The sequence below is a fragment of the Methylomonas sp. TEB genome (assembly GCF_047777895.1).
GTDB lineage: Bacteria > Pseudomonadota > Gammaproteobacteria > Methylococcales > Methylomonadaceae > Methylomonas.
In genome coordinates, this window is sequence record NZ_CP180476.1 from 4,899,802 (window position 1) to 4,922,975 (window position 23,174).

The 23,174-nt window shown below is 51.8% G+C and carries 23 protein-coding genes; 10 read left to right on the forward strand and 13 right to left on the reverse strand.

The genetic code is table 11. From position 1 onward, the window contains the following. Window positions 1-85 precede the first annotated feature (85 nt). The 6 genes from ACMXD4_RS22275 (at window position 86) to ACMXD4_RS22300 (ending at window position 5,892) form a co-directional block, all read left to right on the forward strand. Window positions 86-1,105 (forward strand): DUF2333 family protein, encoded by a 1,020-nt coding sequence (locus ACMXD4_RS22275; protein ID WP_415879406.1) that lies wholly within the window; start codon window positions 86-88, stop codon window positions 1,103-1,105. Between the two features lie 7 nt (window positions 1,106-1,112). Continuing rightward, a complete protein-coding gene (locus tag ACMXD4_RS22280) occupies window positions 1,113-1,415 on the forward strand; it encodes a DUF4389 domain-containing protein (RefSeq protein WP_415879407.1) in 303 nt (100 codons plus the stop codon). A gap of 5 nt (window positions 1,416-1,420) precedes the next feature. Continuing rightward, the gene (gene dinB, locus ACMXD4_RS22285) at window positions 1,421-2,512 is read left to right on the forward strand and encodes a DNA polymerase IV (RefSeq protein ID WP_415879408.1); all 1,092 of its coding nucleotides are present in this window, start codon (window positions 1,421-1,423) and stop codon (window positions 2,510-2,512) included. 167 nt (window positions 2,513-2,679) lie between these two features. Beyond that, window positions 2,680-4,104: a hypothetical protein gene (locus ACMXD4_RS22290; RefSeq protein WP_415879409.1), complete on the forward strand. Its 1,425-nt coding sequence runs from the start codon at window positions 2,680-2,682 to the stop codon at window positions 4,102-4,104. 233 nt (window positions 4,105-4,337) lie between these two features. Next, complete coding sequence (locus ACMXD4_RS22295; protein ID WP_415879410.1) at window positions 4,338-5,015, forward strand: hypothetical protein; 678 nt, start codon at window positions 4,338-4,340, stop codon at window positions 5,013-5,015. A gap of 319 nt (window positions 5,016-5,334) precedes the next feature. After that, a complete protein-coding gene (locus ACMXD4_RS22300) occupies window positions 5,335-5,892 on the forward strand; it encodes a C40 family peptidase (protein WP_415879411.1) in 558 nt (185 codons plus the stop codon). Here the strand turns inward: ACMXD4_RS22300 and ACMXD4_RS22305 are convergent. The 5 genes from ACMXD4_RS22305 to ACMXD4_RS22325 all read right to left on the reverse strand — a co-directional run bounded on the left by ACMXD4_RS22305 (window position 5,889) and on the right by ACMXD4_RS22325 (window position 11,618). Beyond that, on the reverse strand, window positions 5,889-6,560 hold the full coding sequence (locus tag ACMXD4_RS22305) for an NAD(P)H-dependent oxidoreductase (RefSeq protein WP_415879412.1): 672 nt from the start codon (window positions 6,558-6,560) through the stop codon (window positions 5,889-5,891). The genes ACMXD4_RS22300 and ACMXD4_RS22305 overlap by 4 nt on opposite strands. Window position 6,561: 1 nt before the next feature. Beyond that, window positions 6,562-7,314: a DUF5765 domain-containing protein gene (locus ACMXD4_RS22310; RefSeq protein WP_171697153.1), complete on the reverse strand. Its 753-nt coding sequence runs from the start codon at window positions 7,312-7,314 to the stop codon at window positions 6,562-6,564. Between the two features lie 174 nt (window positions 7,315-7,488). Next, on the reverse strand, window positions 7,489-9,696 hold the full coding sequence (locus tag ACMXD4_RS22315; RefSeq protein WP_415879413.1) for a primosomal protein N': 2,208 nt from the start codon (window positions 9,694-9,696) through the stop codon (window positions 7,489-7,491). A gap of 400 nt (window positions 9,697-10,096) precedes the next feature. Next, entirely contained in the window at window positions 10,097-10,594 is a 498-nt protein-coding gene (locus ACMXD4_RS22320) for a disulfide bond formation protein B (protein WP_101052790.1), read from the reverse strand. Between the two features lie 70 nt (window positions 10,595-10,664). Next, the gene (locus tag ACMXD4_RS22325; RefSeq protein ID WP_084153300.1) at window positions 10,665-11,618 is read right to left on the reverse strand and encodes a universal stress protein; all 954 of its coding nucleotides are present in this window, start codon (window positions 11,616-11,618) and stop codon (window positions 10,665-10,667) included. Window positions 11,619-11,939: 321 nt separating this feature from the next. On the opposite strand from ACMXD4_RS22325, the gene ACMXD4_RS22330 reads away from it, so the two are divergent. After that, window positions 11,940-13,160, forward strand: a complete 1,221-nt coding sequence (locus tag ACMXD4_RS22330; protein WP_033156926.1) for a potassium/proton antiporter — start codon at window positions 11,940-11,942, stop codon at window positions 13,158-13,160. A 28-nt stretch (window positions 13,161-13,188) separates the two neighbouring features. On the opposite strand, the gene ACMXD4_RS22335 is transcribed toward ACMXD4_RS22330, so the two are convergent. The 4 genes from ACMXD4_RS22335 to ACMXD4_RS22350 are packed head-to-tail and all read right to left on the reverse strand — an operon-like array spanning window position 13,189 to window position 17,194. Further along, window positions 13,189-13,893 carry a potassium channel family protein gene (locus ACMXD4_RS22335; protein ID WP_033156927.1) on the reverse strand — a complete coding sequence of 235 codons (705 nt, stop codon included), beginning with the start codon at window positions 13,891-13,893 and terminating at the stop codon, window positions 13,189-13,191. Next, entirely contained in the window at window positions 13,890-15,494 is a 1,605-nt protein-coding gene (locus tag ACMXD4_RS22340) for an NAD-binding protein (RefSeq protein WP_205452494.1), read from the reverse strand. Before ACMXD4_RS22340 ends, ACMXD4_RS22335 begins: the two co-directional genes overlap by 4 nt. 6 nt (window positions 15,495-15,500) lie before the next feature. Further along, on the reverse strand, window positions 15,501-16,214 hold the full coding sequence (locus ACMXD4_RS22345) for an SDR family oxidoreductase (protein WP_319962125.1): 714 nt from the start codon (window positions 16,212-16,214) through the stop codon (window positions 15,501-15,503). Beyond that, on the reverse strand, window positions 16,202-17,194 hold the full coding sequence (locus ACMXD4_RS22350) for an SPL family radical SAM protein (protein WP_319962192.1): 993 nt from the start codon (window positions 17,192-17,194) through the stop codon (window positions 16,202-16,204). Before ACMXD4_RS22350 ends, ACMXD4_RS22345 begins: the two co-directional genes overlap by 13 nt. Window positions 17,195-17,585: 391 nt before the next feature. Between ACMXD4_RS22350 and ACMXD4_RS22355 the strand changes: the two genes are divergently transcribed. After that, complete coding sequence (locus tag ACMXD4_RS22355; RefSeq protein WP_415879414.1) at window positions 17,586-17,942, forward strand: hypothetical protein; 357 nt, start codon at window positions 17,586-17,588, stop codon at window positions 17,940-17,942. Between the two features lie 61 nt (window positions 17,943-18,003). On the opposite strand, the gene ACMXD4_RS22360 is transcribed toward ACMXD4_RS22355, so the two are convergent. Continuing rightward, window positions 18,004-18,897 carry a PilZ domain-containing protein gene (locus tag ACMXD4_RS22360; protein WP_415879415.1) on the reverse strand — a complete coding sequence of 298 codons (894 nt, stop codon included), beginning with the start codon at window positions 18,895-18,897 and terminating at the stop codon, window positions 18,004-18,006. A gap of 107 nt (window positions 18,898-19,004) precedes the next feature. Next, a complete protein-coding gene (locus tag ACMXD4_RS22365) occupies window positions 19,005-19,595 on the reverse strand; it encodes a TIGR00730 family Rossman fold protein (protein WP_415879416.1) in 591 nt (196 codons plus the stop codon). 156 nt (window positions 19,596-19,751) lie between these two features. Here ACMXD4_RS22365 and ribF point away from each other — a divergent pair, with 156 nt between their 5' ends. Both ribF and ACMXD4_RS22375 read left to right on the forward strand, forming a co-directional pair. Continuing rightward, the gene (gene ribF / locus ACMXD4_RS22370) at window positions 19,752-20,696 is read left to right on the forward strand and encodes a bifunctional riboflavin kinase/FAD synthetase (protein WP_171697126.1); all 945 of its coding nucleotides are present in this window, start codon (window positions 19,752-19,754) and stop codon (window positions 20,694-20,696) included. Next, window positions 20,693-20,923 carry a DUF1289 domain-containing protein gene (locus ACMXD4_RS22375; RefSeq protein WP_415879417.1) on the forward strand — a complete coding sequence of 77 codons (231 nt, stop codon included), beginning with the start codon at window positions 20,693-20,695 and terminating at the stop codon, window positions 20,921-20,923. The genes ribF and ACMXD4_RS22375 overlap by 4 nt, the downstream gene beginning before the upstream one ends. Here ACMXD4_RS22375 and ACMXD4_RS22380 read toward each other — a convergent pair. Beyond that, complete coding sequence (locus ACMXD4_RS22380) at window positions 20,920-22,401, reverse strand: polysaccharide biosynthesis C-terminal domain-containing protein (protein WP_415879418.1); 1,482 nt, start codon at window positions 22,399-22,401, stop codon at window positions 20,920-20,922. The two genes, ACMXD4_RS22375 and ACMXD4_RS22380, sit on opposite strands and share 4 nt — an antisense overlap. A 115-nt stretch (window positions 22,402-22,516) precedes the next feature. After that, window positions 22,517-23,089, reverse strand: coding sequence for a TetR/AcrR family transcriptional regulator (locus ACMXD4_RS22385; RefSeq protein WP_415879419.1), 573 nt, complete (start codon window positions 23,087-23,089; stop codon window positions 22,517-22,519). Window positions 23,090-23,174: the final 85 nt, after the last annotated feature.

The following is a 23,174-nucleotide window of genomic DNA, read 5'->3' on the forward strand; positions in this document are numbered from 1 at the left end:
TCCGTGCTAACATGCTCACAAAAAATCTTTATCGGAAAGCACGGTTTTTGCTCACTTATTTTAGTCAGACCAGGATACGCAACACATGTCAGATAATCCATTAGCTTACGAAGACGCAAAGTCTAGGGGCATACTTTGGGGTTTTGGTTCGCTGTTAGGCGTCGTTGTGATTGTCATGCTGGTATTAGGCGAATGGTGGAGCCGCGAGCCGGAGCAATTCAGCGTTCAGGACGAAGCGATCGAACGGATGAATGTCACGCATACCGATCAAATGCCTATCGGCTACGTGTATGCCAACACCTTGGCCCATATCGCCGACGTCATACTGTTCAAATCCGGTGGATACTTGTCTAACGACGTGGCGCCTCCCGGTCTGTTTTGCGATAACATTCAAAACTTCGAGTACGGTGCGCTGGTCATGTTGCGCGACGGCACCACCGCTTTGCGTAACCATTTCGCCCGCGACCAATCGCAATCCGCGGAAGACCCTGATTTGGCAAAAGCAGAGCCGTATTTTTACTACGAACGCAATTCCTGGGCTTTGCCGTCCACCGAGTCGGAATATGTAAAAGGTATCGAAGCACTGCACGCTTACATGGTTCGCCTGCAAAATCCATCCTCTACTTCAAAGGCCGCGCAGTTTCACTCCAGAGCCGATAACCTTTGGCAATATACCGAAGTGGTGATTAAACGGCTGGGCGGTCTCTCAACCCGCTTGGCGGCCAGTACCGACAAATTTTCCGGCGCCGCTCACGGCGATCCGTCCAATCCTATCGACATCAACATGCCGACCATCGGCCAAACGCCCTGGATGGAAATCGATAACGTATTCTACGAGGCGCGTGGTTCCTGCTGGGCGTTATTGCACATTCTGAAAGCCATCAAGCACGATTTTTCCGACATTCTGCTGGACAAGCGGGCGATGAACACCTTGGACAATATGATCCAAGCCCTGGAAAATGCCTTGTCGCCAACCCTGAGTCCGGTGGTATTGAACGGCGACGGCTTCGGTATCTTCGCTAACTACTCGCTGGCGATGGCTAACTATATAGCCCGCGCCAACGCGGCTGCGCTGGACTTGCGGGACGTGATGAACAGAGGTTAATGCCATCATGCAGGAACAAATTAACGAAAATCTGAAAAAAATCGAGACCTGGAAACGCATCATTTTCATGCTGGTTTTCGCCGCCATCGACAGCTTGGTTAAATTGCTGTTGTGGCTGGTAATCTTGTTGCAGGTCGGTTCCGTGCTGTTTACCGGCGATGCTAACGCCAATATCCTCAGCTTCGGCCGTAGCCTGTCAACTTATCATTATCATATTCTGCTGTTTTTGACGTTCAATACCGAGCAGCTGCCGTTCCCATTTTCCGATTGGAATGAAACCGCCAAACTAGAATTGCTCGGCAAGCAGTAAGCTCCATGGAGTCAGCGCCGCGCAAAATCATCCACATCGACATGGATGCATTTTATGCGGCGGTCGAACAGCGCGACCACCCTCAATATCGTCATAAACCCATCATTGTCGGCGGCAAGCCCGATTCGCGCGGCGTAGTCGCCACCTGTAGTTACGAAGCCCGCCAGTTTGGTGTGCGTTCCGCCATGCCTTCCGCGCACGCTTACCGGCTCTGCCCGCAAGCCATATTCGTCAAGCCGCGTTTTGATGTTTACCGCGAAGCATCCGAGATTATCCGTGGCATTTTCGCCCGTTACTGTGAACGTTTCGAACCCTTGTCGCTGGACGAAGCTTATCTGGATGTTAGCGATAGCGAACTATACCAAGGCTCCGCGACCTTGCTGGCCAAGCACATCAAGCAAGAGATTCGCCGACAAACCCAGTTAGTGGCGTCCGCCGGCATTTCCTACAATAAGTTTCTCGCCAAAATCGCCTCCGACCTGGGCAAGCCGGACGGCTTGTATCTTATTACACCCGAACAAGCCCCGGCGTTTGTGGAGAATCTGGCTATCGGCAAGTTTCACGGCATCGGCCGCGCCACCGAACAGAAAATGTACGACTTGGGCATCGTGACCGGCAAGGATCTAAAACAACTGCCGCTAATGGAATTGCAACGGCATTTCGGCAAGGCCGGCCAATATTATTACAACATTGCCCGAGGCATTGATTCGCGCCAGGTTAACTCCAATCGAGCCCGCAAATCGGTGGGTATAGAAACCACGTTCGATCAAGATATAGCCGACTTGACCACCATTCTGCGTTATTTACAGGATTTGCTGGAAAAAGCCCTAGTCAGATTGGCCGAAAAGCAGATGACGGCCTATACGCTGACCGTGAAAATCAAATATCAAAACTTTGTGCAAATCACGCGCGGCCGAACCTTGGCGGAACCGATCAGCAATAGCTCGAACACTAGACTGCTATTAACGGAATTACTGAAAAATACCGGCATCGGCACCACCAAGGTTCGATTACTGGGCGTGACCTTATCCGGATTGGAAAATGGCGATAACCGCTTGGGCCAGTATAGGCAGATGGATTTGTTTGACGTGGGTTGAAGCGGATTTGCCATAATACGAGGCTATCTCGGGGCAGTTCCTTTCTTCAAGATAGGGGTTTTTACGACGATCTTAATAAGGGTGGGGGATTGTTCGGCTCAACAAGCTTTGAACCCACCGGAAATACTTCGGTTTCAACATTGCGGTTTCAAATATTGTCAAACTTAATGTCATTGGCTCGAAAAATTAGCGCGGTGGCGGAAATGCAGCAGGCCGAATGGATTTTTATTGGTGGATTCCTTATCCATTTCGGCATCATGTATCCGGGCTTCATGTGTTATGACGCGGTCAATCAAATCCTCGAAGCTCGTGAAGGCGTCTATTCCGACTGGCATCCGCCGTTAATGGCGCTTATCTGGCGCTTCACCGACAAAATCGTGCCGGGCCCAGCGGGCATGCTGTTTCTGCAACTCGGTTTGGTGTGGACCGGCGCCTACCTGAGCTTTCAAGCCTTTTTTAAGCGCTATGGCGGCAAGGCCTTAGCGGCATTACTTGGCGCGATATTATTTTTGCCGCCGTTGTTCGGTATCAGCGGCGCGATTTTGAAAGACATGCTGATGTGGGGCGCGCTGTTCACCGCTTTCGGCATGGCGGGACAGATAAAAAATCATGACGAACAACTCCCGCGTATTGCGTTTCTGCTGTTCGCACTGACAGCTTTGGTCTTATGGTTAGCCATCCTGATCAGACACAATGCCTTGTTCGCCACCATACCCATACTCAGCTTTGCCTTATATCGCTTATATCCCAAAAACAGCCTACTGGGCTTGATCCGCGCAGCCGTTCCCGGCGCGGCGCTTACGCTGGTGTTATTTGTAGCGACTGGGACGATAAACAACCGGCTTGCCGACAGGCATACCTATCCCTGGGTCGCCAACGCCTCATTTGATATTGCCGGCGTCATCAAACGGCTTGAAGATAAAAGCAGGCAACAAGCTATTTTCGATCAATTGGCGGGCAGTCTAAATTCAACGGGTTCCGTCGAACCCTTGCTAAAGGCCTATACGCCGATGTATTGGCGGGAGGTTTTCCGTACCAAGCCGCCCACCTTGCAGCTGCCAAAAAATTCGATGGAATCGCAGATCCATGGCTTTGAAAGCCTCTCCGACCTGCAACGGCAAACGCTGCATACGCAGTGGATAAACACCATACTCGCAGAGCCGGTTTTGTGGTTACGTCACCGCTTGGCCGTATCGAAATATGTGTTGGGTTTGGTGCCCGATAACAGCTGGAGCCCGGTAATAATGGGCAAAGACTTTCCCAGCGACTTAGAGCAAGCCTATGGTTCCCATCCACAAACGACCAAACTACAAGAGTGGCTGGAGGCGGGTATGTCCAAGTACGTCGAATACTGGTTTTTTCAACCCTGGCCTTATTTCGTGCTGACAATTTGTCTATTTTTTGCCGCTGCTTTTCGTGGCGTGACGGCCAACATCGAAGTCATTTGCCTAACTTCCAGCGCCATCCTGCATGAGCTGGGCTTGATGCTGGCAGCCCCATCGCCCGATTTTCGTTACTCACACTACATGGTTTTCTGCAGCTTGCTTAGCTTGCTGTTGCTGGCGCGTCCCTGGTTGGCAAAAGCCAAATAATAATTTGGCGTTTTGCAGTTTGAGTATGCCAACCCAAACCGTCTCTGTTCCAAATTTACAGTCAGCCGCCAATTTCTTTGAGATTATGCCAGTAGAGAATGACGGTTTCTGGAAGTGATGAATTGTCACAATCGACCGTTGCGGTCTGTCGTCCGAAGTGATTCAATCACAGAGACTTGACCGCTACCCGTCATTGATGGCTGTCGTCGATGATATACATAGAAGGAAAATAAATGCAGATCAATAAATTATCATGTCGAAGATCATTTTTAGGTAGCTTTACAGTTAACTATCTAAATCCTTGTAGGGCACGTGGAAACAAAATAATCATGGTTGGAAAATTAATGTTTATTTTGGTGAGCTTATTATCTTTACCGCTTGAAGTTCGTGCAACAGCGGTCGATTCTGAACAAATTTGTAAAAATCTCAACGGGACATGGGAGCCTACAAGCGGTCAAAGTTGGTATTACTATTGTTATGTTTCGTGGTTGCCGGAGGTTTGTGAAGGCGAAAATGGGTTCTGGGACCCACATAAGCAACGATGTCGATTAGACCCTTCTGAAAAAAGCCAGAAGGATGAGTGTAAAGTACAAGGTGGAACTTGGGGTAAAGATCAGGCGTCTTTTGATCACTGTTTCTTTGAGAAAGATAGGATTCAATGTTTAGCTGAAAAGGGTGAATGGAGGCCAAAGGGTAAATCTCATGTTAGTGGGTGCGTTCGCGCCAGCCGTGATGGTGGAAAACCATGTAAAAAATACTCTGAATGTGAATTCGGGTGTCTCGCTGTACGGTCAAAATCCCCCACATCGGAAAACGACACTGTTTCAGGGCAGTGCGCGAAAACTAACAATAAATTTGGTTGTAAAGACTATTTTGAAGATGGCCAAATTATAGGAGCCTGTATAGATTGAAAGGCTAGATCTTTCTCTGCTCAACAAGTCGGTCAAATGGACGCGCTCCTTCATTGGTGGTTTGGAAAGTTTTGGTTTTATCATGGGATTGGCGGCTTCGCCTAGGTGTGCGTACGCGGTGCGGCCTTTACCTCACATTGAATGACAGCTCATTGAACCCTCGCCGACACTGAGCGCAAAGCTTCGGATATCAGCTAGTGGCCGATCCAAGCCGCTCAATATCTGGACCGAGTTTACAAACGCATAGCCGGTTAGCGAGCGGACGGCGAATAGCCTGTCTATAATATGCAAATTGATGATTTTATTGCCGATAAATCCGATGTCCATCTGTCTATCTTACCGCCGCGCTTTATTACTGCTGGTTCAGATAGTGGCGGTTGCCATGCTGAGTCAACTTACCGGCTGCGCCAACAAAGAAAAAGCGCCGCTGACGGCATTACCCGCTCCCGAAGGCGGCAACCGGATCGCAGCGAATGATGCGCTGCAATTGCAAGGTGCGCCTTATGTTTACGGAGGGGAGTCGCCCAGCCAGGGCTTCGATTGTAGCGGTTTGGTGTATTACGTTTATAACCGCCAGGGCGTGCGCCTGCCGCGCGATACCCAATCCTTAGCCAGACAATTGCCGGCCGTACAGCCCGAGCAAAAACAACCGGGCGACTTGTTGTTTTTCACCACCGAGCGGCCGTTTTCGCATGTGGGGATTTATATCGGCGATGAAAGGTTCGTGCATGCACCGAGTAGTCGGACCGGGCAGGTGATGGTGTCCGACTTAAGACAGCCGTATTGGCGGGAACGCTTTATCGGGGTGCGCCGTCCTATCGCGCGTTACTCGCTGTCGCTGAACGACAGCGATTTCATTGGCTGCCGTCTGAATTAAGCCAGCCAGCGTACCACCGCACCGCGCGATTGCCGGGTCTTCGGCCGCGCCGGCGGATTTTTCCGGTAGCCGAAGGCCACCATATACGCCGCGGACCAGTGTTCCAAGTTCACGTCAGCGTCTTCCGCCAAGATCCGTTCTACTTCCACACGCTCAAAACCTTCTATCGGACAGGAATCGATCCCGATCAGCGCCGCCGCCGTCATCATATTCGCCAGCGGCAGATAGGTTTGCCGGGTTGCCCAGTCGGTCAGGGTGCGTTCGGAACCCAGCAAATCAAAATCGCTGCGCTGAAATTTCTCAATCAAGCCGCTACGCAATTCGATGATGTCTTCCGGAAACTGCTGCACCTCGCGCATGATGTGTTGCAGATAGGCACTGTCGTAGCGCATGAAATAGCTTTTCCGCACCAGCGTCAACACCACATGGCTGGCGGTAGGCAACTGCTTTTGCCCGCCCCAGGTAACAGTCCGCAGTTTTTCGCGTAAATCCGGGTTTTGCACGACCAAAAATTGCCAAGGCTCCAGCCCGAAGGAACTAGGCGAGAGCCTAGCAACTTCCAAAATAAAATCGAAATCCGCGCCGGCGATTTTGCGCTCGGCGTCGAATTCCTTACAGGCGTGACGAAATTGAAATGCGTCGAGAATGTCCTGTTTACTGACAGTCATGTTACAAGCTGTCGCCTACTTCACGTTGATAGAACGGCCATTTCTTCACATGCAAATGTTTTCTGATCGGGGTTTTGATTACCGATACGCACAACGCAATCGAGAACAAACACCATACCGCGCAATACTCGTTCGGATCGTTGGTGGTCACGTCGGAAATCCAGGGTCCGATCAAGTAGTGGAACCCTACAAAGCGCCACGAACCATAAATGATCGGCAAATAGAACGCCGCCAAAATATACGAAAACGCATGCAAGCCCCAATTAAACCCAAACAACCAAGTCACGGGCTGAGACATTAAGCCGTTTAACGGCATTTGCCAGGCAATGTGCCATTCACCCGATACCGAGCAAGTCTGCACACCGCAAAAGCCTTCGGTACCCGGAACACAGTCACCGGCCCAGGCGAACGGATACATCTTGATTAGCATCGCCAACGAACTGATGGCACATAAGGTGTAAACCGTGGTTCTAATCTTTAATTTGACGCTTTCCGGAATGAAGTACATCGCCACCATATTCACGAAAAACGGTTGGAAAGCGATATGTAGATAACCGAGCAGGGTGAGCACCTGATTATTGGGGTTATCGCACAGATTGATATACACATAGGTTGCCGCCTGTAGCAGTTCCATCAAGGCAAAATACGTTAACGGAATCCACAATTCCTTGGATTCACCTTTGTAAGCCACGTAAACGGCGGTCGTTAAACCTGCGGCAGCCAGAACGCCTGACGCTTCTCCACTCCAACACATTGAAAAATACCTTCTTTATTTTAGTTATAGGCATAGACACCTAGTTTGTAAGCGTGCCATCCAACGGCGCTTAAGTTACTGATTTAGATGTCTATGGGTTTTGCTACGGTCCATCGTAAAGGGCGGGAATTATTACATAAACCGGACTAAATCGCCGGATTTTGGCGGATCAGGCTAGTACAAATCCACCGGATCGACATCCAGTGACCAACGCACTTTTTTGGCTTCCTTCAACGCATAAATGGCGGGCAACAAATTATCCAGCAGCTGATGCAGTTCTTTGCGCTGCGGACTCTGCAACAGCAACTGGTAACGGAATAAACCTGCGCGCCTAGCCATCGGTGCCGCCACCGGCCCCAGAACCTGCACTTTGCCGGGATTTAGCTCGCTGATTTTCTGACAAACCGCCTGTAAAAACTGTTGCGGTTCCTCGGCCTTGCCAGCTTGCACCCGCAGCAAGGCCTGATGGCCGAACGGTGGCAAACCAGCCTGCCGCCGCTCCTGCAGCGCACTTTGTGCGAAAGCCCGATAGCCTTTGCTTAGCAGGGTCTCCAGCAAGGGATGTTGCGGATGCCGAGTTTGCAATACCACCTTGCCGGGTTGATCGGCCCGCCCGGCCCGGCCCGCGACCTGCACGATCAATTGCGCCAGTCTTTCGCTACCGTGGTAATCGATACTGAACAGGCCGCTGTCTATATCCAGAATGGCGACCAGCGTCACCCCCGGAAAATGGTGGCCCTTGGCGAGCATTTGCGTCCCGAGAATTATATCGACCTGGCCATCGTTAATTCGCTCCAGATATTGTTCCAGGGAACCCTTGCGTTGTGTGGTGTCCCGGTCCAAACGCACCACCACCTTGTCCGGAAACAAGCTTGCCAGGGTCTGTTCGATACGTTCGGTACCCAAACCTAGCGCCTGTAGTTCGCCGGTTTTACAGGCCGGACACTGTTTGAGCAAGGGTTGTTCGCTGCCGCAGTGATGGCAGCGCAGCAAGCGGTCGGCGGCGTGAATCACCAGATTGGCATCGCAACGCCGGCAGCGCGACACCCAGCCGCAGCCATGGCAAATCTGCACCGGCGCGTAGCCGCGGCGGTTGAGAAAAATCAGCGCTTGTTGTTTTTTGGCCAACGTGGCTTGGATTTCCGCCAGCAGCGGTTCGGACAGACCGGCTTGCATTCTTTTATTGCGCATGTCCAATAACTGAAAGCTCGGTACCGTGGCATTGCCGGCCCGATTGGGCAAATGCAGTAATTGGTAGCGGCGCTGGGCAACGTTCGCCATGCTCTCCAGCGACGGCGTCGCCGAACCCAATAACACCGGGATACCCAATCCCTTGGCTCTGGCAATGGCAACGTCCCGCGCGGAAAAGCGAAAACCTTCCTGTTGTTTGAACGAGCTGTCGTGCTCTTCATCGAGAATGATCAGGCCGGGGCGCGGCAGCGGCGTAAACAACGCGGACCGGGTACCGAGCATGATGGCGGCATGGCCTTGCTGCATACTCAGCCAGGCCTGCAAACGCTGGTTATCGGTTAAGTTGGAATGCGTGGACACCATGTTCACGGCAAAACGCTTTAGAAAACGCTGCTCCAATTGCGGCGTCAGGCTGATCTCCGGCAGTAAAACCAGCACCTGTTTGCCCTGCGCCAACACCTCGGCGATGATCTGCATATACACTTCGGTTTTGCCGCTACCGGTCACGCCTTCCAGCAAGGATACGGCAAAGCGGCCCAGATTGGCGATGACCGCATCGATAGCCGCCTGCTGTTCGGGGTTGGCCGGTAACACGCTCTCAGTGAGGGCTAATCCGGTGCCCGGAACGGGTTCTTGCGCCGTGACCAAGCCCTTGTCGAGCAAGGCTTTCAACGCCGGCTTGTAGGCGCTAAGCGCGGCAGCTGTCATCGCACTCCCGGTGGACTGTAACAAAGCCAATAGTGCTTGTTGCTTGGGTGCGCGGCGTAATTGTTCCGGGGAAACCAGCCGACCCTGCGGGCTGAGGCCGAAACAGGGTTGGTGTTGCAGTAAAGCCGGCCGGCCTTGGCGCAAGGCCACCGGAAACGCCGCGGCCAGCACTTCACCAATCGGGTGGTGATAATAGCGGCTGGCCCAGCGTAATAACTGAATGTCTGTGTCCGCCAATAGCGGCTGGGTATCCAGAACGGCGATAGCCGGTTTGAGTTTATCCATCCGGACGCTGGAATTGTCCGCGACAGCCAGCAAAATCCCTACCTGCTGGCGCTTACCGAAAGGCACCAACACTCTAACACCTGCTTGCAATTCCGACACATTAACGCCGAATGGCGGCAAATAATCGAATAAGCGGTCCAGCGGAACTGGCACGGCAACTTTCAAAATTAAATTGCCGGAAGTATCACAGTTAGGCATGTCTCGTGATGTTTTTTTGATATTAGATCGCTAAGTGGTTAACAGGATTGAGGAATCTGAGTTACCCACAAAAGCTGTGGATAACTCTGTGGATAGGCTTTTGAGAGAATCGCTTAGTGTCGGTTTTTATTACACATTTGTTAAATTGTGCAAATTTAAGCCAGCTGATTTGCCAATTATAAATCAATGACTTACGTAAAAAATTAATCTGTGTTAAATATCGCAGGCACTATCGCGATGCTACGCAAGCTATGCCCCGTTTTTGTGCATAACCTGTTGCGGAGCTGTGTCGATTCGACGCGGTAACTGCTGCAGTTGCAACAATTGGGTGCCGCGAAAAAATCAGGGAGCTAACACCGGCGACTTTTGACATAGCTGAACCAATTTGCGAATCCCGAAGCTAGACGGCATCGGCATCGTTAAAAAATTGCAGGCATGCCCATCCCGCCAACAACAAAAACGCGAACAAGGTCCAGGCCGGAATACTCAGGCCCAGCAAGGTCCAATCGACTTTCGCGCATTCGCCGGTGCCGGTCAGCATCAATTTGATCGTATCCGCCAGCGGGAAATGTTGAAACACGTATTCCAGCCCCGGACTGCATTCCGGCACCTCTTCGGGCGGCAGATGTTGCAACCAGACATGGCGGGCCGAGACGCTGGCGCCGATCAGCGCGGCAGCGGCACTGCACAGCGCATAAACTTTGCGACCGCGATTATGCAAACCAGCGATTAAAAAAATCACGCCTGTCGCCAAAATGGCCAAGCGCTGCGAAATACACAGCGGGCAAGGTTCCAACTCTTCGACAAATTGCAAATAAGCACCGACCGCCAACAGCCCAGCGCAAGCGGCAAAGCCCAGGAAAAAACAAATACGTGGATTAAATTTTAAAAAATTCATTTTCTATGTCTTGGATTAATACGGAAGCTGCAAAACTTCGGTTTAGGGCAAAAGCTGGCTCAAACCCTGTTCATGCCAAAGGAGAAACAAAACCGTCCGGCTTGACTGCGAGCACTGAACATTGGATACCGTTAAGGATGACTTCGGCAGTGTTGCCGATGATCAAACCTTTGATGCCGGTACGCGCCACCGTTCCCATCACCAGTAAATTGACGTCCAATCTTGCCGCCAAAGCCGGAATATCGTCCCGCGCACTCCCTCTGACCAAGTGCAGCCTCGGCGATAAGTAATTGTAAGCCTCATCGCCTATCCAATGCCGTAATTTAGCAGCCAAGCCATCGAGCCCGGCCTGATAGCGGGCTCTTTCGGCTTCAATCTGCATTTCGACGGTTTTACTCGGAATTTCGCCTGCCCACGCGCTCAACATCGAGTCCCAAACGTGTACCAGATGCAGTTCGGCGAAATCGGCGAGCGCTACGGAACTGGCGAGCTCCAAAATTCTGCGGTTCAATCCTTCGTCCGCTCCGTCCGCGGACCACGGATCGAAATCGACGGCGGCCATGATTTTGGCATAATTGTTCGTTTCTTCAGACCGCATCAACCAGACCGGACGCGGGCATTTGCGTAACAAATGCATGTCCGTACTGCCGAACAAATGGTCATGGATACCATGGTCGCCGGCGGCCAATTTAATGACCAAATCATGATCGCCATCCAGGGTCTGGCGCACAATTTCGATAAACGGGCTGCCAACCCGGATTTGCACATCAACGGGGTTCACGCTGCTGTAGCCAAGCAGTAAGGCTTCCAGCTTCTGGCGCTCCTGCTCGCGCAGCTGATTGTCGATTTGCTCCGGCGTATAAAGCTCAAGCAAAGCGCCCAGACGCGGTTGTTCGACGACCTGTAAAAACGTCAATCTGGCTTGATTGTTTGCCGCCAACGCGATCACCCGCTCGATAGCCTGCCGCTGGTCGACGGCAAATTCGGCGACATACAGGATGTTTTTGAATCGGTTCATAGCCATGGTGTTGGGATCGTATAAATAGCCGAAATGCTTAGATTCCGGCTATATTGTCCGGGCAATCGAAAGCCACTTTGGCGGCGGATGCGCGTCCAGTACCAAAAAACTCCGTTTTCAGCGGGGCCATGCGATTACACTCCGGCCTCAGACTTTACCGCGTCACGGCAAGTGAGGCAATCGCCGCTGTTTATCGGCACGGCACAAATCGACGTGGGAAGTAAGACACGATTTGCTTGGACCGAACATGCCGGCTCAAGCTTGCAAGACCGCTCATTTGCCCATACATCTTAACTACCCTAAATTCCTGATCACAGAGAATCGCCCATGCCCTCCATCGAATTGGTCAGTCTAGTTAGCGCCAGCCTGCTATTAATCAGCGTGTTTTCCAGCAAACTGGCCAGCAAAGTGGGCATTCCTTCGCTGCTGTTTTTTCTCTTGACCGGCTGGCTGATCGGCGAGTTCGGCGGACCGGAACTGCATAGCCCGGAAATTGCAAAATTTATCGGCGATTTTGCATTGATTTTTATTTTATTTACCGGCGGCCTGGACTCGCATTGGCCCAATATTCGCCCGGTGTTATGGCAGGGGTTATGCCTTTCCACACTGGGCGTGTTTATCACGATGCTGCTGTTAGGCAGCTTTGCTTGGTTTATCCTCGGCTCATTCAGCACCTTTTCGCTGGGCGTTCATGGCATTACGCTGACTCAAGGCCTGTTGCTGGCCGCTATTGTCTCTTCCACGGATGCTGCCGCGGTGTTTTCCGTGCTGCGCTCCAGTCACATTGTTTTGAAGGGCAAGTTGCAACCTTTGCTTGAGTTGGAATCCAGCAGCAACGATCCGATGGCCGTGCTACTGACTGTTACCTTGCTGAATTATGCGACCGGGGCCGAATCGGCTTTTCTGGAAGGCGGCATGTTTTTGGTTATGCAACTGTTGATCGGTGTGGCCGTGGGTTATGGCGGCGGGCGTTTCATGGTCTGGTTGCTGAATCACATGGGCTTAAGCTCGGCCGGCTTGTATGCCATAGCCTCCATAGCATTGGTGTTGCTGACGTATAGCGGCGCTACGTTTATGCATGGCAATGGCTTTTTGGCCGTTTACGTGGCCGGCATTGTGGCCGGAAACCGGGAAGTTACCCACCACCACTACATCAATGCCTTCCATGACAGCTTCGCCTGGCTGATGCAGATCATTATGTTTTTAACCTTGGGCATGCTGTCGGTACCCTATCGCGCCGAATTGTCGTCCTTGGCCAGTGTGGCCGTGGCGATTAGCTTGTTTCTGATGTTTGTAGCTCGCCCGGTCAGCGTCTTCATCAGTTTACTGTGGGCCAAGATCAGTTTTAAGGAAAAGCTGCTGGTTTCCTGGGTGGGTTTGCGCGGTTCCGTACCTATCGTACTGGCAACGTTCCCGTTGGCGGCCGGTATAAAAGAGGCCGGAGAGATTTTTGTCCTGATCAGTTTTATTGTGGTGATGTCCGTGTTGATTCAGGGTTTTTCGCTAGCTGCTTTGGCGCGTTGGCTGGGATTGGCGGAAAAAAAATAAAATCGGCAGGGCGCAGTTCAAGTGCCGGCTAGATTTTACAAAACTCATTTTCGACGTCCTTTTTGAATGCTCTAATTTCCCGCGAGGGCCCCAAAATCACCAAAATATCGCCAACACTCAGGCGGCGATCAAATTCCTCCGCCACAAAATGCAGGCGTTCGCTGACTTGTTTATTGACGATACCGATCAGTATCAAATTGTACTGCGAACTTAAATGCAGCTGGCTGACGTGGGCATTCTCCAGATAGCTGTTTTCCGGAATCGCCACCTCGGCCAGATGCAGATCGTGTCTGCCGAATACAGTGTGATCGAAAATATCATTGATATCCGGCCGCTTCAACATATCGTGAATTTTGCGCCCGCAGATTTCGTAAGGGTCGATAATCTTGTTGGCGCCCGCCGCTATCAGTTTTTCCGCCGACTCCGGACTATCGACAATCGCCACGATATTCAACGCCTTATCCAGTGCCCGCGCTGATAGCGTCAGAAATACATTTTCCGAATCCGTGTCGAAAAAGCAAAACAGCGTATCGATATGCGCCCCAATGCCGATCAGCTTCAAATCGTCGTCGCTACGGAAATCGATATTGGCGGTTTCAAAGCCGTTTTCCCGCGCCAGCGCCGCTTTGGCCGGATCGTGATCGATCACGGTGATTTGATATAGCTCTTTGTCCAGCCGGCTAATGGCCTCGAACGACAGCCGGTTGTAACCGAATACGGCGATATTTTTCATTTGGGCTGCCTGCTGAATAAACGGCGTTGTTCCACCTGATCGCGAAAATGATCGATACCGTACTTACGGCCCAATAACACAAGCATGTCGCCGTGCCGCAGAATAAAGTCCACTTCCGGATTGAAATAAAAATGTTGCTGGTTCACCTGGTATTTATTTTTATGTTTCAGATGAATCGGATTGTCGCTGATCACCCCCAACAAGGTGAGCTTACGCTGCTGCAAATCCAGTTGGCCGATTTTTTGATTATCCAGCGGCGACTTTTCGCTGACCAATACCGACTCCATCACCGTCTCGGTTTGATTATGCAAAATGCCGGAGATGGCCTCGAAAGCAACGGGTTGACCGACAAATTCCGCCGCCAGCAAACCGGCAATTTCGAACGGCCTGATGACATTATCAGCGCCGGCTTGATAGAGCTTATTGACGTTGTCGTGCCGATTGGCACGGGAAATTATGCGCAGGTTTTTATTCAAGTGCCGGCTGGTTAAGGTCACATAGACGTTAATCACATCGTCGCCGGTAATGCACAGAATGGCGCTGGCACCGCGGCAAATACCGGCGTTGATCAACACTTCATTGTTACTGGCATCGCTTTCTATCGCCAGATAACCGCGTTTCTTGGCCAAATCAATCCGCGCCGGCACCCTATCGATGATTAAAAATTTTTGTCTGTCGTTGTGTAAATGCCGGGCAATCTCTTGCCCCACCCGGCCAAAACCGCAAATGATGATGAAATTGTCATAGCGATCCAGTTCCGCGTAGGTTCTGGATTCACGCACCGACAGCATTTTCTCGCTGAAGGCGGCAATCAGGATGGACGTGAAGAACGACAACACGCCCAAGCTGGCCAGTATCAAAAAAATTGTCACCCAGCGGCCGCCAGTGGTCTGCGGGGTAATGTCGCCAAAGCCCACCGTCGCCAAAGTCACGATGGTCCAATAAAAGGCGTCGAATAAATTATGGATGCCGCTATCGGTGGCCTGATACTCGAACATGTAAATCGACACGCTGGCGATAAACACCAAAAAGCAGGTGAAGATCAACAAGGTCATCAATTCGAAGCGTTTGCTCGCCAAAGCGTCGGCGAACAACTTGGCGCTATTCGAATAGCGGAATAGCTTGAATAATCGAAATATGATGAAGATACGCAGGATCGCCAACGGCCGGTAGCTGGGCAAAATGGCCAGAATATCGATAATCGCAAACGGCGAGGTGATGTACTCAATATCCCTGACGAAGGCTTTGCGAAACACCCCGAGCAGATTGAAATCCAGATTCAAATACAGCGCTTTCTCGTATTCCTCAATGATGACTTTATAGGTGTCCGAATAAATCCAGCCCCTGACCAGATATTCGACGATGAATACCATCAAAATCGCCAGCTCGAAATAACCGCCCATCTTGCTGTCTTCGTGTTCGATGTCGTAAATCAGAAAAATCACGCTCAAAATCAGCAAGCCGATCATCGTCGCGTCGAAATATTTTTTTTTGCGGCTATGGCTGTTTTCTAACAGATCGTAAAAAAACAGCTTGGCTCTGCGATACCCGTCGGCGGATTTGAGGTAATAAGCGCAATAAACGATGAGTTTGGCTAGCATCTGGGGTTATTTCTTAAATTCGATCACTTTGCTGGAGGGGTTTAAATTGATTTCGTCGATGACGCAATGCGGGCCGGCTTGCAGGATATAAGACACCGCGTCGGCAATGTCCTCCGCCAGCAAGGCCTGGCCGGACTGTTTGCCGGGCGCGAACGACAATGCATCAAAAAACGCGGTATCGACCATGCCCGGGTTGACCAAGGACACCCGCACCGGGCTTTTGCCGCATTCGTCACGCAAGGCCTGGCTGAAGCCGCGTAAGGCAAATTTGCTGGCGCAATAGATGCTGCCGTTGCGGCTGCCTTTTAACGCGGCTTCCGAGCCGATATACACCAGGTTGGCATGGGCTTTTTGCTTCAGTTTCGGTAACAACGCCCGCGTCAGATAGGCTTGGGCGGTAAAGTTGACGGTCATCAGCGTCTCGATTTGCGCGTAGGAAAACTGCTCCAAACCGCCGAATTGACCGTAACCGGCGGCAAATACCACCGTATCCAAGGCCGGGAAATCGCTTTGCAGCTGCTTGGCAAACGGCGGCAGGTCGGCCAATTGCGCTAGATCCAGCTCGCGGCCGATAAAATGAGGGTGATGTTTGGAAAACTTCCGGCAGTCGCGCGATGTGCCAATCACGTGATGCCCCTGCGTCAGCAATTGCCGGGCAATCGCCCGACCGATGCCGGAACTGGCGCCAGTCACCAGTACCGTGCGCTTTACAGTGTGCATGGGAAATAAGCGCTGTGCGGAATGTATTCCAGCAGCATTTGCGCACAATCGGCCATCATCGCCTGTTCCAGATCGGCGCGGTAAGACACCATGCCGGACGCAGTTTGCAGCGGGCTGGCGAACAATTTTTCATCCGGATATAGCTTATGCATTTTTTTGAAATATTGTTCCGGCAAACGAAACACCCCCAGACTGACAGAGTGCAGGGCTTGGGCATCGATGGCCGCAAAGACTTGCTCGAACAAAGCCCGGTATTGCTGCCGATAATCGTGCTGATAAATCAACGGATCGAAACGCAAACCGATTTGCCAGCCTTGTTGCTGTAATTTAGCGGCGGCTTCGATGCGCTTGGCCACATTCGGTGCTTTGGCTTCCACTTTATCTGCTACCGCATCCGGCGACAGGCTAAATGCCACCAAGCAACGCGGCACCACCTCCCGATTTAACAAGCTTCTGATTTGCGTGCTCTTGGTACGCAGTTCCAGCCAGGCATTGGGTAATTCGGCAAACACCGGCAAAAACTGTTCGGCAAAATCGGTGACCGGTTCAAAAGCCAAGCTGTCGCAATCGTAACCCGAGAAAAAATACACATCCTGATCGGGCGTTTGCAGACAGGTCTGGCGAATCTGCTCCTGAAAGTCCTCGTAATTCACAAACAACACATAATTGGCTGACTGGTACATGCCCTGTAAAAAACAGTAACGGCAGTCGTACAAGCAATTGAGCATGTGCGAAAAGTAATAATTACGCTGCCCGCCGATGCCATAGCCAGCCGGCGCGGGCAACACGAACTTTTGGTATTTTTCCGCCAGGATCAGGGCCGGATGTTGCTTTTGTAAGCGAAAGTTTTGCGCCTTGGGATTAAACACCTCGCCGTATCGCTCGCAAACCACTGTCCGTGCTTGCGGAAAACGCCGCCGAATCGTCGCTACGCGCGGGTGCTGCTCGATAGCGGATTCGATGTATAGCGTGTCTATCATGGTGGCTGAATGCGGCAAAAGGCGGGAGAGCATTATAAATGATTGCCGGCGACGGGGCGCCAGCTTACGCCCGATAAAACTGCAAATCCGCGCGTTGCGGCCACTTGTCGCAACTGCCCGGCGCAAATGGTCCGTTGCCGGCATGCTAAATCCGTTATGATGGCTCCTGAAAAACAATAACGTTTTTCAATTGGACCCAGTAGGAAAAAAGATACTTCCCATCAGCATGGATTTGCTTCAAGCCTTTTGCCGGCTATATGGCAAAGGGTGCTGTACCGGTGCTACTTCACGACGAACTTAGACCAATAAGTTGCCGGTGCAAAAAATCTATTCTGTGATGACGTGTTTTTTAGGGCATTGGACCTATTAACCATCACACAAAATCTACTTAATGAAATTATTTACAAAAGCAGTTTTAACGCTGTCATTCGCAGCATCTTTGAGTCTGGTCAACGTTTGTGCCTTTGCTGCTGAAGAAGCGCCAGTTGCAGCAGCACAATCAGGCGCCGCAGGCATTATCGCTCACATCGAAAAAGCACTGGTTGAAGTGAGCAAAAGCGATTTCTCCGCTGCGCAGATTCATCTGAAAGCCGCCAGAACCAGTTCCGAAGCGATTGCCGGCACCTCCGAAGCAGCGAAAAAAGCTCACGCCTCTTTGATGCAAGGACAGATCCAGTCTAAAGCCGGTAACGTAGCTAAAGCCACTGAAGAATTGACCAAGACTATAGAACTGTATAAAGCGCTGTAAGGCTTGAACAGGGCTGGGCTGTTATGTCGGTCCAGCCTAATTCAGGGGCAAACCATAGCCCCTACATCCCAAAATAGGCATAGCCGCTCACAGCTATAACGCCGATTCCGACAATCTTGATCTTATCCACCAGCGCTTGCTGGCTCCAAAAATAAAGACAACTGGCTTTTTTGCGGCACCAGAAGGCTATCAGGCTATTGCCGGCCCGCCGACAATGACGGGGAATAATGCGCCAAATGAAGTACAAGCCAACCAGGCCTAGCGCACACAGAATGTAAAAAACGATGACTTGGGTAGTATGCGTATCGGTATGGAATGCGTGTTCTATGACATGATCCAGATTATATTCGGCATACTCGAACATCAAGTGCGCTACATGCAAAACTACTTCGAGAACATGATGGATCAAGCCCATCAGCAGCCCGAATGCGGCATCCGGCATGGCCAGAATTAATAAGGCCAGGCTTAACAGCAGGCCGTTCACGGCCCGCTGTTGTGTTTTGGTTTTGTCGATATGCTTGTTTAACAGCGCCGTGTCTTCGGGCGTCAAATTGACGAATTGGGCGCCGATTAAATACGGATAACGGTCGTTTTCGTAAGGGTTGCTGGGCTTGCAATACACCACCTTACAGCAGGTCATGATTGCGGTCATATTGGATAACAGCAATATTCGCAGCATTAGATAATCGCCGGCTTGCAGCGGCTCTTGCGCAGTAAAGGCGATACCGCTGGCGCTGATATTGACGTTGAGCGTATCGTTTTCCTGGCTTTGCGAATCGGGTAGCGCTTGAGGCGAGACGGTATCGGGCGGATTGCTGTTGCCGAGTAAATCATGGAAATTTTCCGGCGCTTGCATTTGTCCATCATGATCAAACTTGCGATAGAACAGATTGGCTTGCTCATGGATGCGAAAAGCCACTCTGCGATTCAATTTCTTGCCGTTTACCTTAGCCATATTCATCAAACCCTAAAAATCGCCTGTTACGTAGTGTCGATGATAGTCCAAGACCGCAAACTCTCAATCTGCATAAAAATAGCCCTGACGCAGACTGGCGCGATTGCTCAGGTGTCGTCTTTACTGACCCACTGTTTTACGGCGGGCGGCTGGTAATTGACATAGCGGTCCAATAACAAATTTGGATCGGACTCGACCATCAACATGTCGCGGTGATGCGGTTTGACGAATTGCTCCGCCGCGACGTGATCCAGAAAGCTGATTAAGGCATCGTAATAGCCCGCCACGTTTAACACGCCGCAGGGTTTTTGATGAAAGCCAAGCTGCGCCCAGGTCCAAATCTCGAATAACTCCTCCAGCGTGCCGATGCCGCCGGGTAGCGCGATAAAGCCGTCCGCCAGCTCGGCCATCAGCATTTTTCGCTCGTGCATGGATTGGGTGACGTGCAATTCGGTGAGGTTGGGATGGGCAACTTCCTTATGTGCTAAGGCTTTGGGAATAACACCGATGGCCTGGCCGCCGAGCTTTAATACTTGGTCCGCAACCGTGCCCATGATGCCAATGCCGGCGCCGCCATAAATCAAGCGGATGTTGCAGCTGACCAGGGCTTGGGCCAGAGCCTGCGCGGCCTCGCCATACGCATCAAGCCGGCCGGGACTGGAGCCGCAATAGATGCAAATGCTGTTTATCGTTGTCATGTCGGGTATGCCGGAGAATTAGGGTGGCTTATATTCGGTGGAAAACCATGACGCGGCAAGACGAATTTTACTGCCGCCCCATGCACAGGCAACAGCCGGCATGGTCGCTCAGCGGTGGTTACTGATAGAATTAGGCTTTTTAGTCAGACAGCCATCATGCGCCTAATCAGGGGTTTAAATCATCTTGAGCCGTTACGCGACGGCTGCGTGTTGACCATAGGCAACTTCGACGGTCTGCATCTTGGGCACAAGTTGGTCATCGAAAAGCTGGCCGAGCATGGCCGGCGGTTGAATTTGCCAACGGTGGCAATGGTCTTTGAACCTCAACCGTTGGAGTATTTCCTCGGCGACCATGCGCCATCCAGACTGACCCGGTTGCGCGAAAAAACCATTCAGTTTGCTAAATTACCGGTCGATGAATTGCTGGTGTTGCCGTTCAACCGCAGTTTGGCCGATTGCGATGCGGAGCATTTCATTCGCGACATTTTGGTCGAGCGCTTGCGCGTCAAGCATTTGGTGGTCGGCGACGATTTTCACTTTGGTAAGGCGCGGCGCGGCAATTTTGCGCTGTTGCAACATCGCGGTCAGGAGTATGGTTTTGCGGTAGAAGATAGCCATTCTTTCGAGCTGGCCGGTTTGCGAGTCAGCAGCACGCTGATTCGCGATGCCCTCGGCGAAGGCCAATTGGAGCAAGCCAAGCTGATGCTGGGCCGGGACTATTCGGTCTGCGGCCGGGTGGCGCACGGCGACAAGCGCGGCAGGGAGTTGGGCTTTCCGACGGCGAATGTGCGGATGTTTAGGAAAAACACACCGGTCGTGGGCGTGTTTGCCGTGACGATGACCGGTTTGAATGGCAACGAGTACCAAGGGGTCGCCAATGTCGGCACCCGCCCCACCTTCGACGGTGGTGCCAAAGTGGTCTTGGAAACGCATTTATTCAACTTCAATCAAGACATTTATGGCCATTACGTGGAAGTGCATTTTAAAAAGAAGCTGCGCGACGAAATCCGTTTTGCCTCGCTGAGCGAATTGAAACTGCAAATCAGCCGGGATGTCGAACAGGCTCAGCAGTTTTTCAGTGAAACATTGGATATGAAATGATTAACTCCGCAAACTTCCCGACATCGCCTTGTGTCCGTAACTGTTGCCTGAACGACGAGGACATTTGCTTGGGCTGTTACCGCTCACTGGATGAAATCCGCCTGTGGTCTAGCGCGGACACGCAGACTCGCGAACTGTTTTTGCAGCAGGCTGCCGAGCGGCGCAGCAAGATTTTGCAAGCCACTCGGTTGAGGTCTGCTTATGTCGAACAGTTGCCGAAAGCTTAAGCGCTACGCCGCCTTTGTAATATCGGCCTGACATCCAGCCAAGCCGCGATGCCTATATACGTAGACAAGCCCAGGCTACCGGCCAGCCAGACATTCACCTGATAAATATCCAACACGTAACGGTTGGCAAAATATAGCGCCAAACCCAATGCAAAATAACCGGTGATCTTGAAGAGCGGATAGCTCACCGGATAATAGTGCCGGCCCAAAGCCCAAGAGCAAACCACCATAAACAAATAACAAGCCAACGTTGCCCACGCCGAGCCGACATAGCCCCAAACCGGTATCCAACAGATATTCAAAACAATCGTCAGGCCTGCTCCTGCCAGCGACACCCAGGCGCCCAGGCCGGTGCGGTCGCTCAGTTTGTACCAGACCGATAGATTGACATAAATCCCCAGCAGCAGATTGGCCATCAGTAATATCGGCACCACGTCCAGGCCGGCGCGGTACTCCTCGCCGATAAAATACTTGAACAGGTCGATGAACAACATCACCACTAAAAAGATAAACACCCCGGCAATCACAAAATACTGCATCACCAGTGCATAAGTGCGTTTGGCGTCTGCGCGGCCGGCATAGGAAAAGAAAAACGGTTCGCCGGCGTAGCGAAAGGCCTGCACGAACAAACTCATCAAAATCGACAGCTTGTAGCAGGCGCCGTAAATCCCCAGCATCTTCAGGTTGGTGGGTAAATCGTAGGGCAACAAGACTTTCAGAATCGCCCTATCCAGCATTTCGTTGACCATGCCGGCAAAGCCGATGATGACCATGGGCAGAGAGTAACGCAGCATCGGTCCGAGCACGCGCGGGTCGAGCTGGAAGCGCACCGCGCGAAATTGCGGCAGTAACAGCAGCAGCTTGCAAACACTGGCGGCCAGATTGGCTAAAAATATGTAACCCACGCCCAGTTCGGGGTCGTAATAAGCGGCCAGCTCGCTATCCGGCCATAAAGTATTCAGCTTCGGCCAGACCAGCAAAAACAAAAGATTCAAGCCGATGGCGATGAATATCTCGGTCATTTTGATGCCGGCGAAACGCCAGGCCCGGTTCTCGGCGCGCAATCGGGCAAACGGCAGTGCCGACAGGGCATCCAGCGCCAGAATCCAACCGAACCACAGCAAATACTCCGGATGTCGCGGATATTGCAGCCAGTCGGCCAATGGCTGTTGCCAATAGTAGATTGCCGCGATGAAGCCGAGATTGGCGATCAGCAAAAAGCTTAAAGCGCCGCGGTAAACCTCATCGCCGCTAAACTCCGGCCGCTGCCGAAAGCGGAAATAACCGGTCTCCAAACCTAGCACCAACAACACCGCAAAAAATCCGGCATAGGCGTAAAACTCGGAGACCACGCCGTATTCGCCGGCGCTGAAGGTGTAGGTATACAGCGGCACCAGCAGATAATTCAAAAAACGGCCGACGATACTGCTGAGACCGTAGATGGCGGTTTGGGAGACGAGTTGGCGTAGTGAGCTCAAAAGCAGTTGGATCCAAAGAATGATGAGACCTCTCGCTGAGGTCTAAGGTAGCCATATTGTAAGGTAGTTGCCGGCTTACCGCTCTAGACGACACAGCCAGCTGCCCGGGTTACGTTTATTCTACGCAGGCTAAACTTTGTTCGATCAGGACTTTCGCCGCGGCGGCGGCGGTGCGCATTGCCCCGGATTCTCGGCGTCTCTGTTCGCTAACCATGGCCCCGGAAATCAGCATTGCCAATTGTTGGGACAGTGTTTCCGGATCCCGCGCGCCGGCTTGTCGGGCTAAATCTGTCAATACTTGTTGAAAGGTGTCGGAAAACTCTGCGGCGGCCCGTTGAACAGGATTGGCGGCCTCGGCAAATTCGGCAGCGGCATTGATAAACGGGCAGCCACGAAACTCCGGGCTGGATGATAGTTCATCGAATACCGCAAACACCGCCAGCAATTTTTGCTTGGGTTCGCTGGCGCGCAATTCCACGCCGGCCAAGATGCGATTCAGCATGGCCTCCCGGCTTTTGCTTAGATGCGCCAAGACTAGATCGTCTTTTGACGGAAAGTACTTATACAGACTCATTTTGGTGGTGCCGGCGGCTTTTACTATTGCATCGACGCCGGTGGTCTTGATGCCTTGGCTGTAAAACAACGCAGAGGCAGTTTGCAAAATGTGATCTTGGAGATTACGGGCCATAATTTAAGTACCTGGAAAAAACAGCTTGCAACTATACAGACCGGTATGTATTATTTCAATAGACTGACCGGTCTGTTATAGCGCA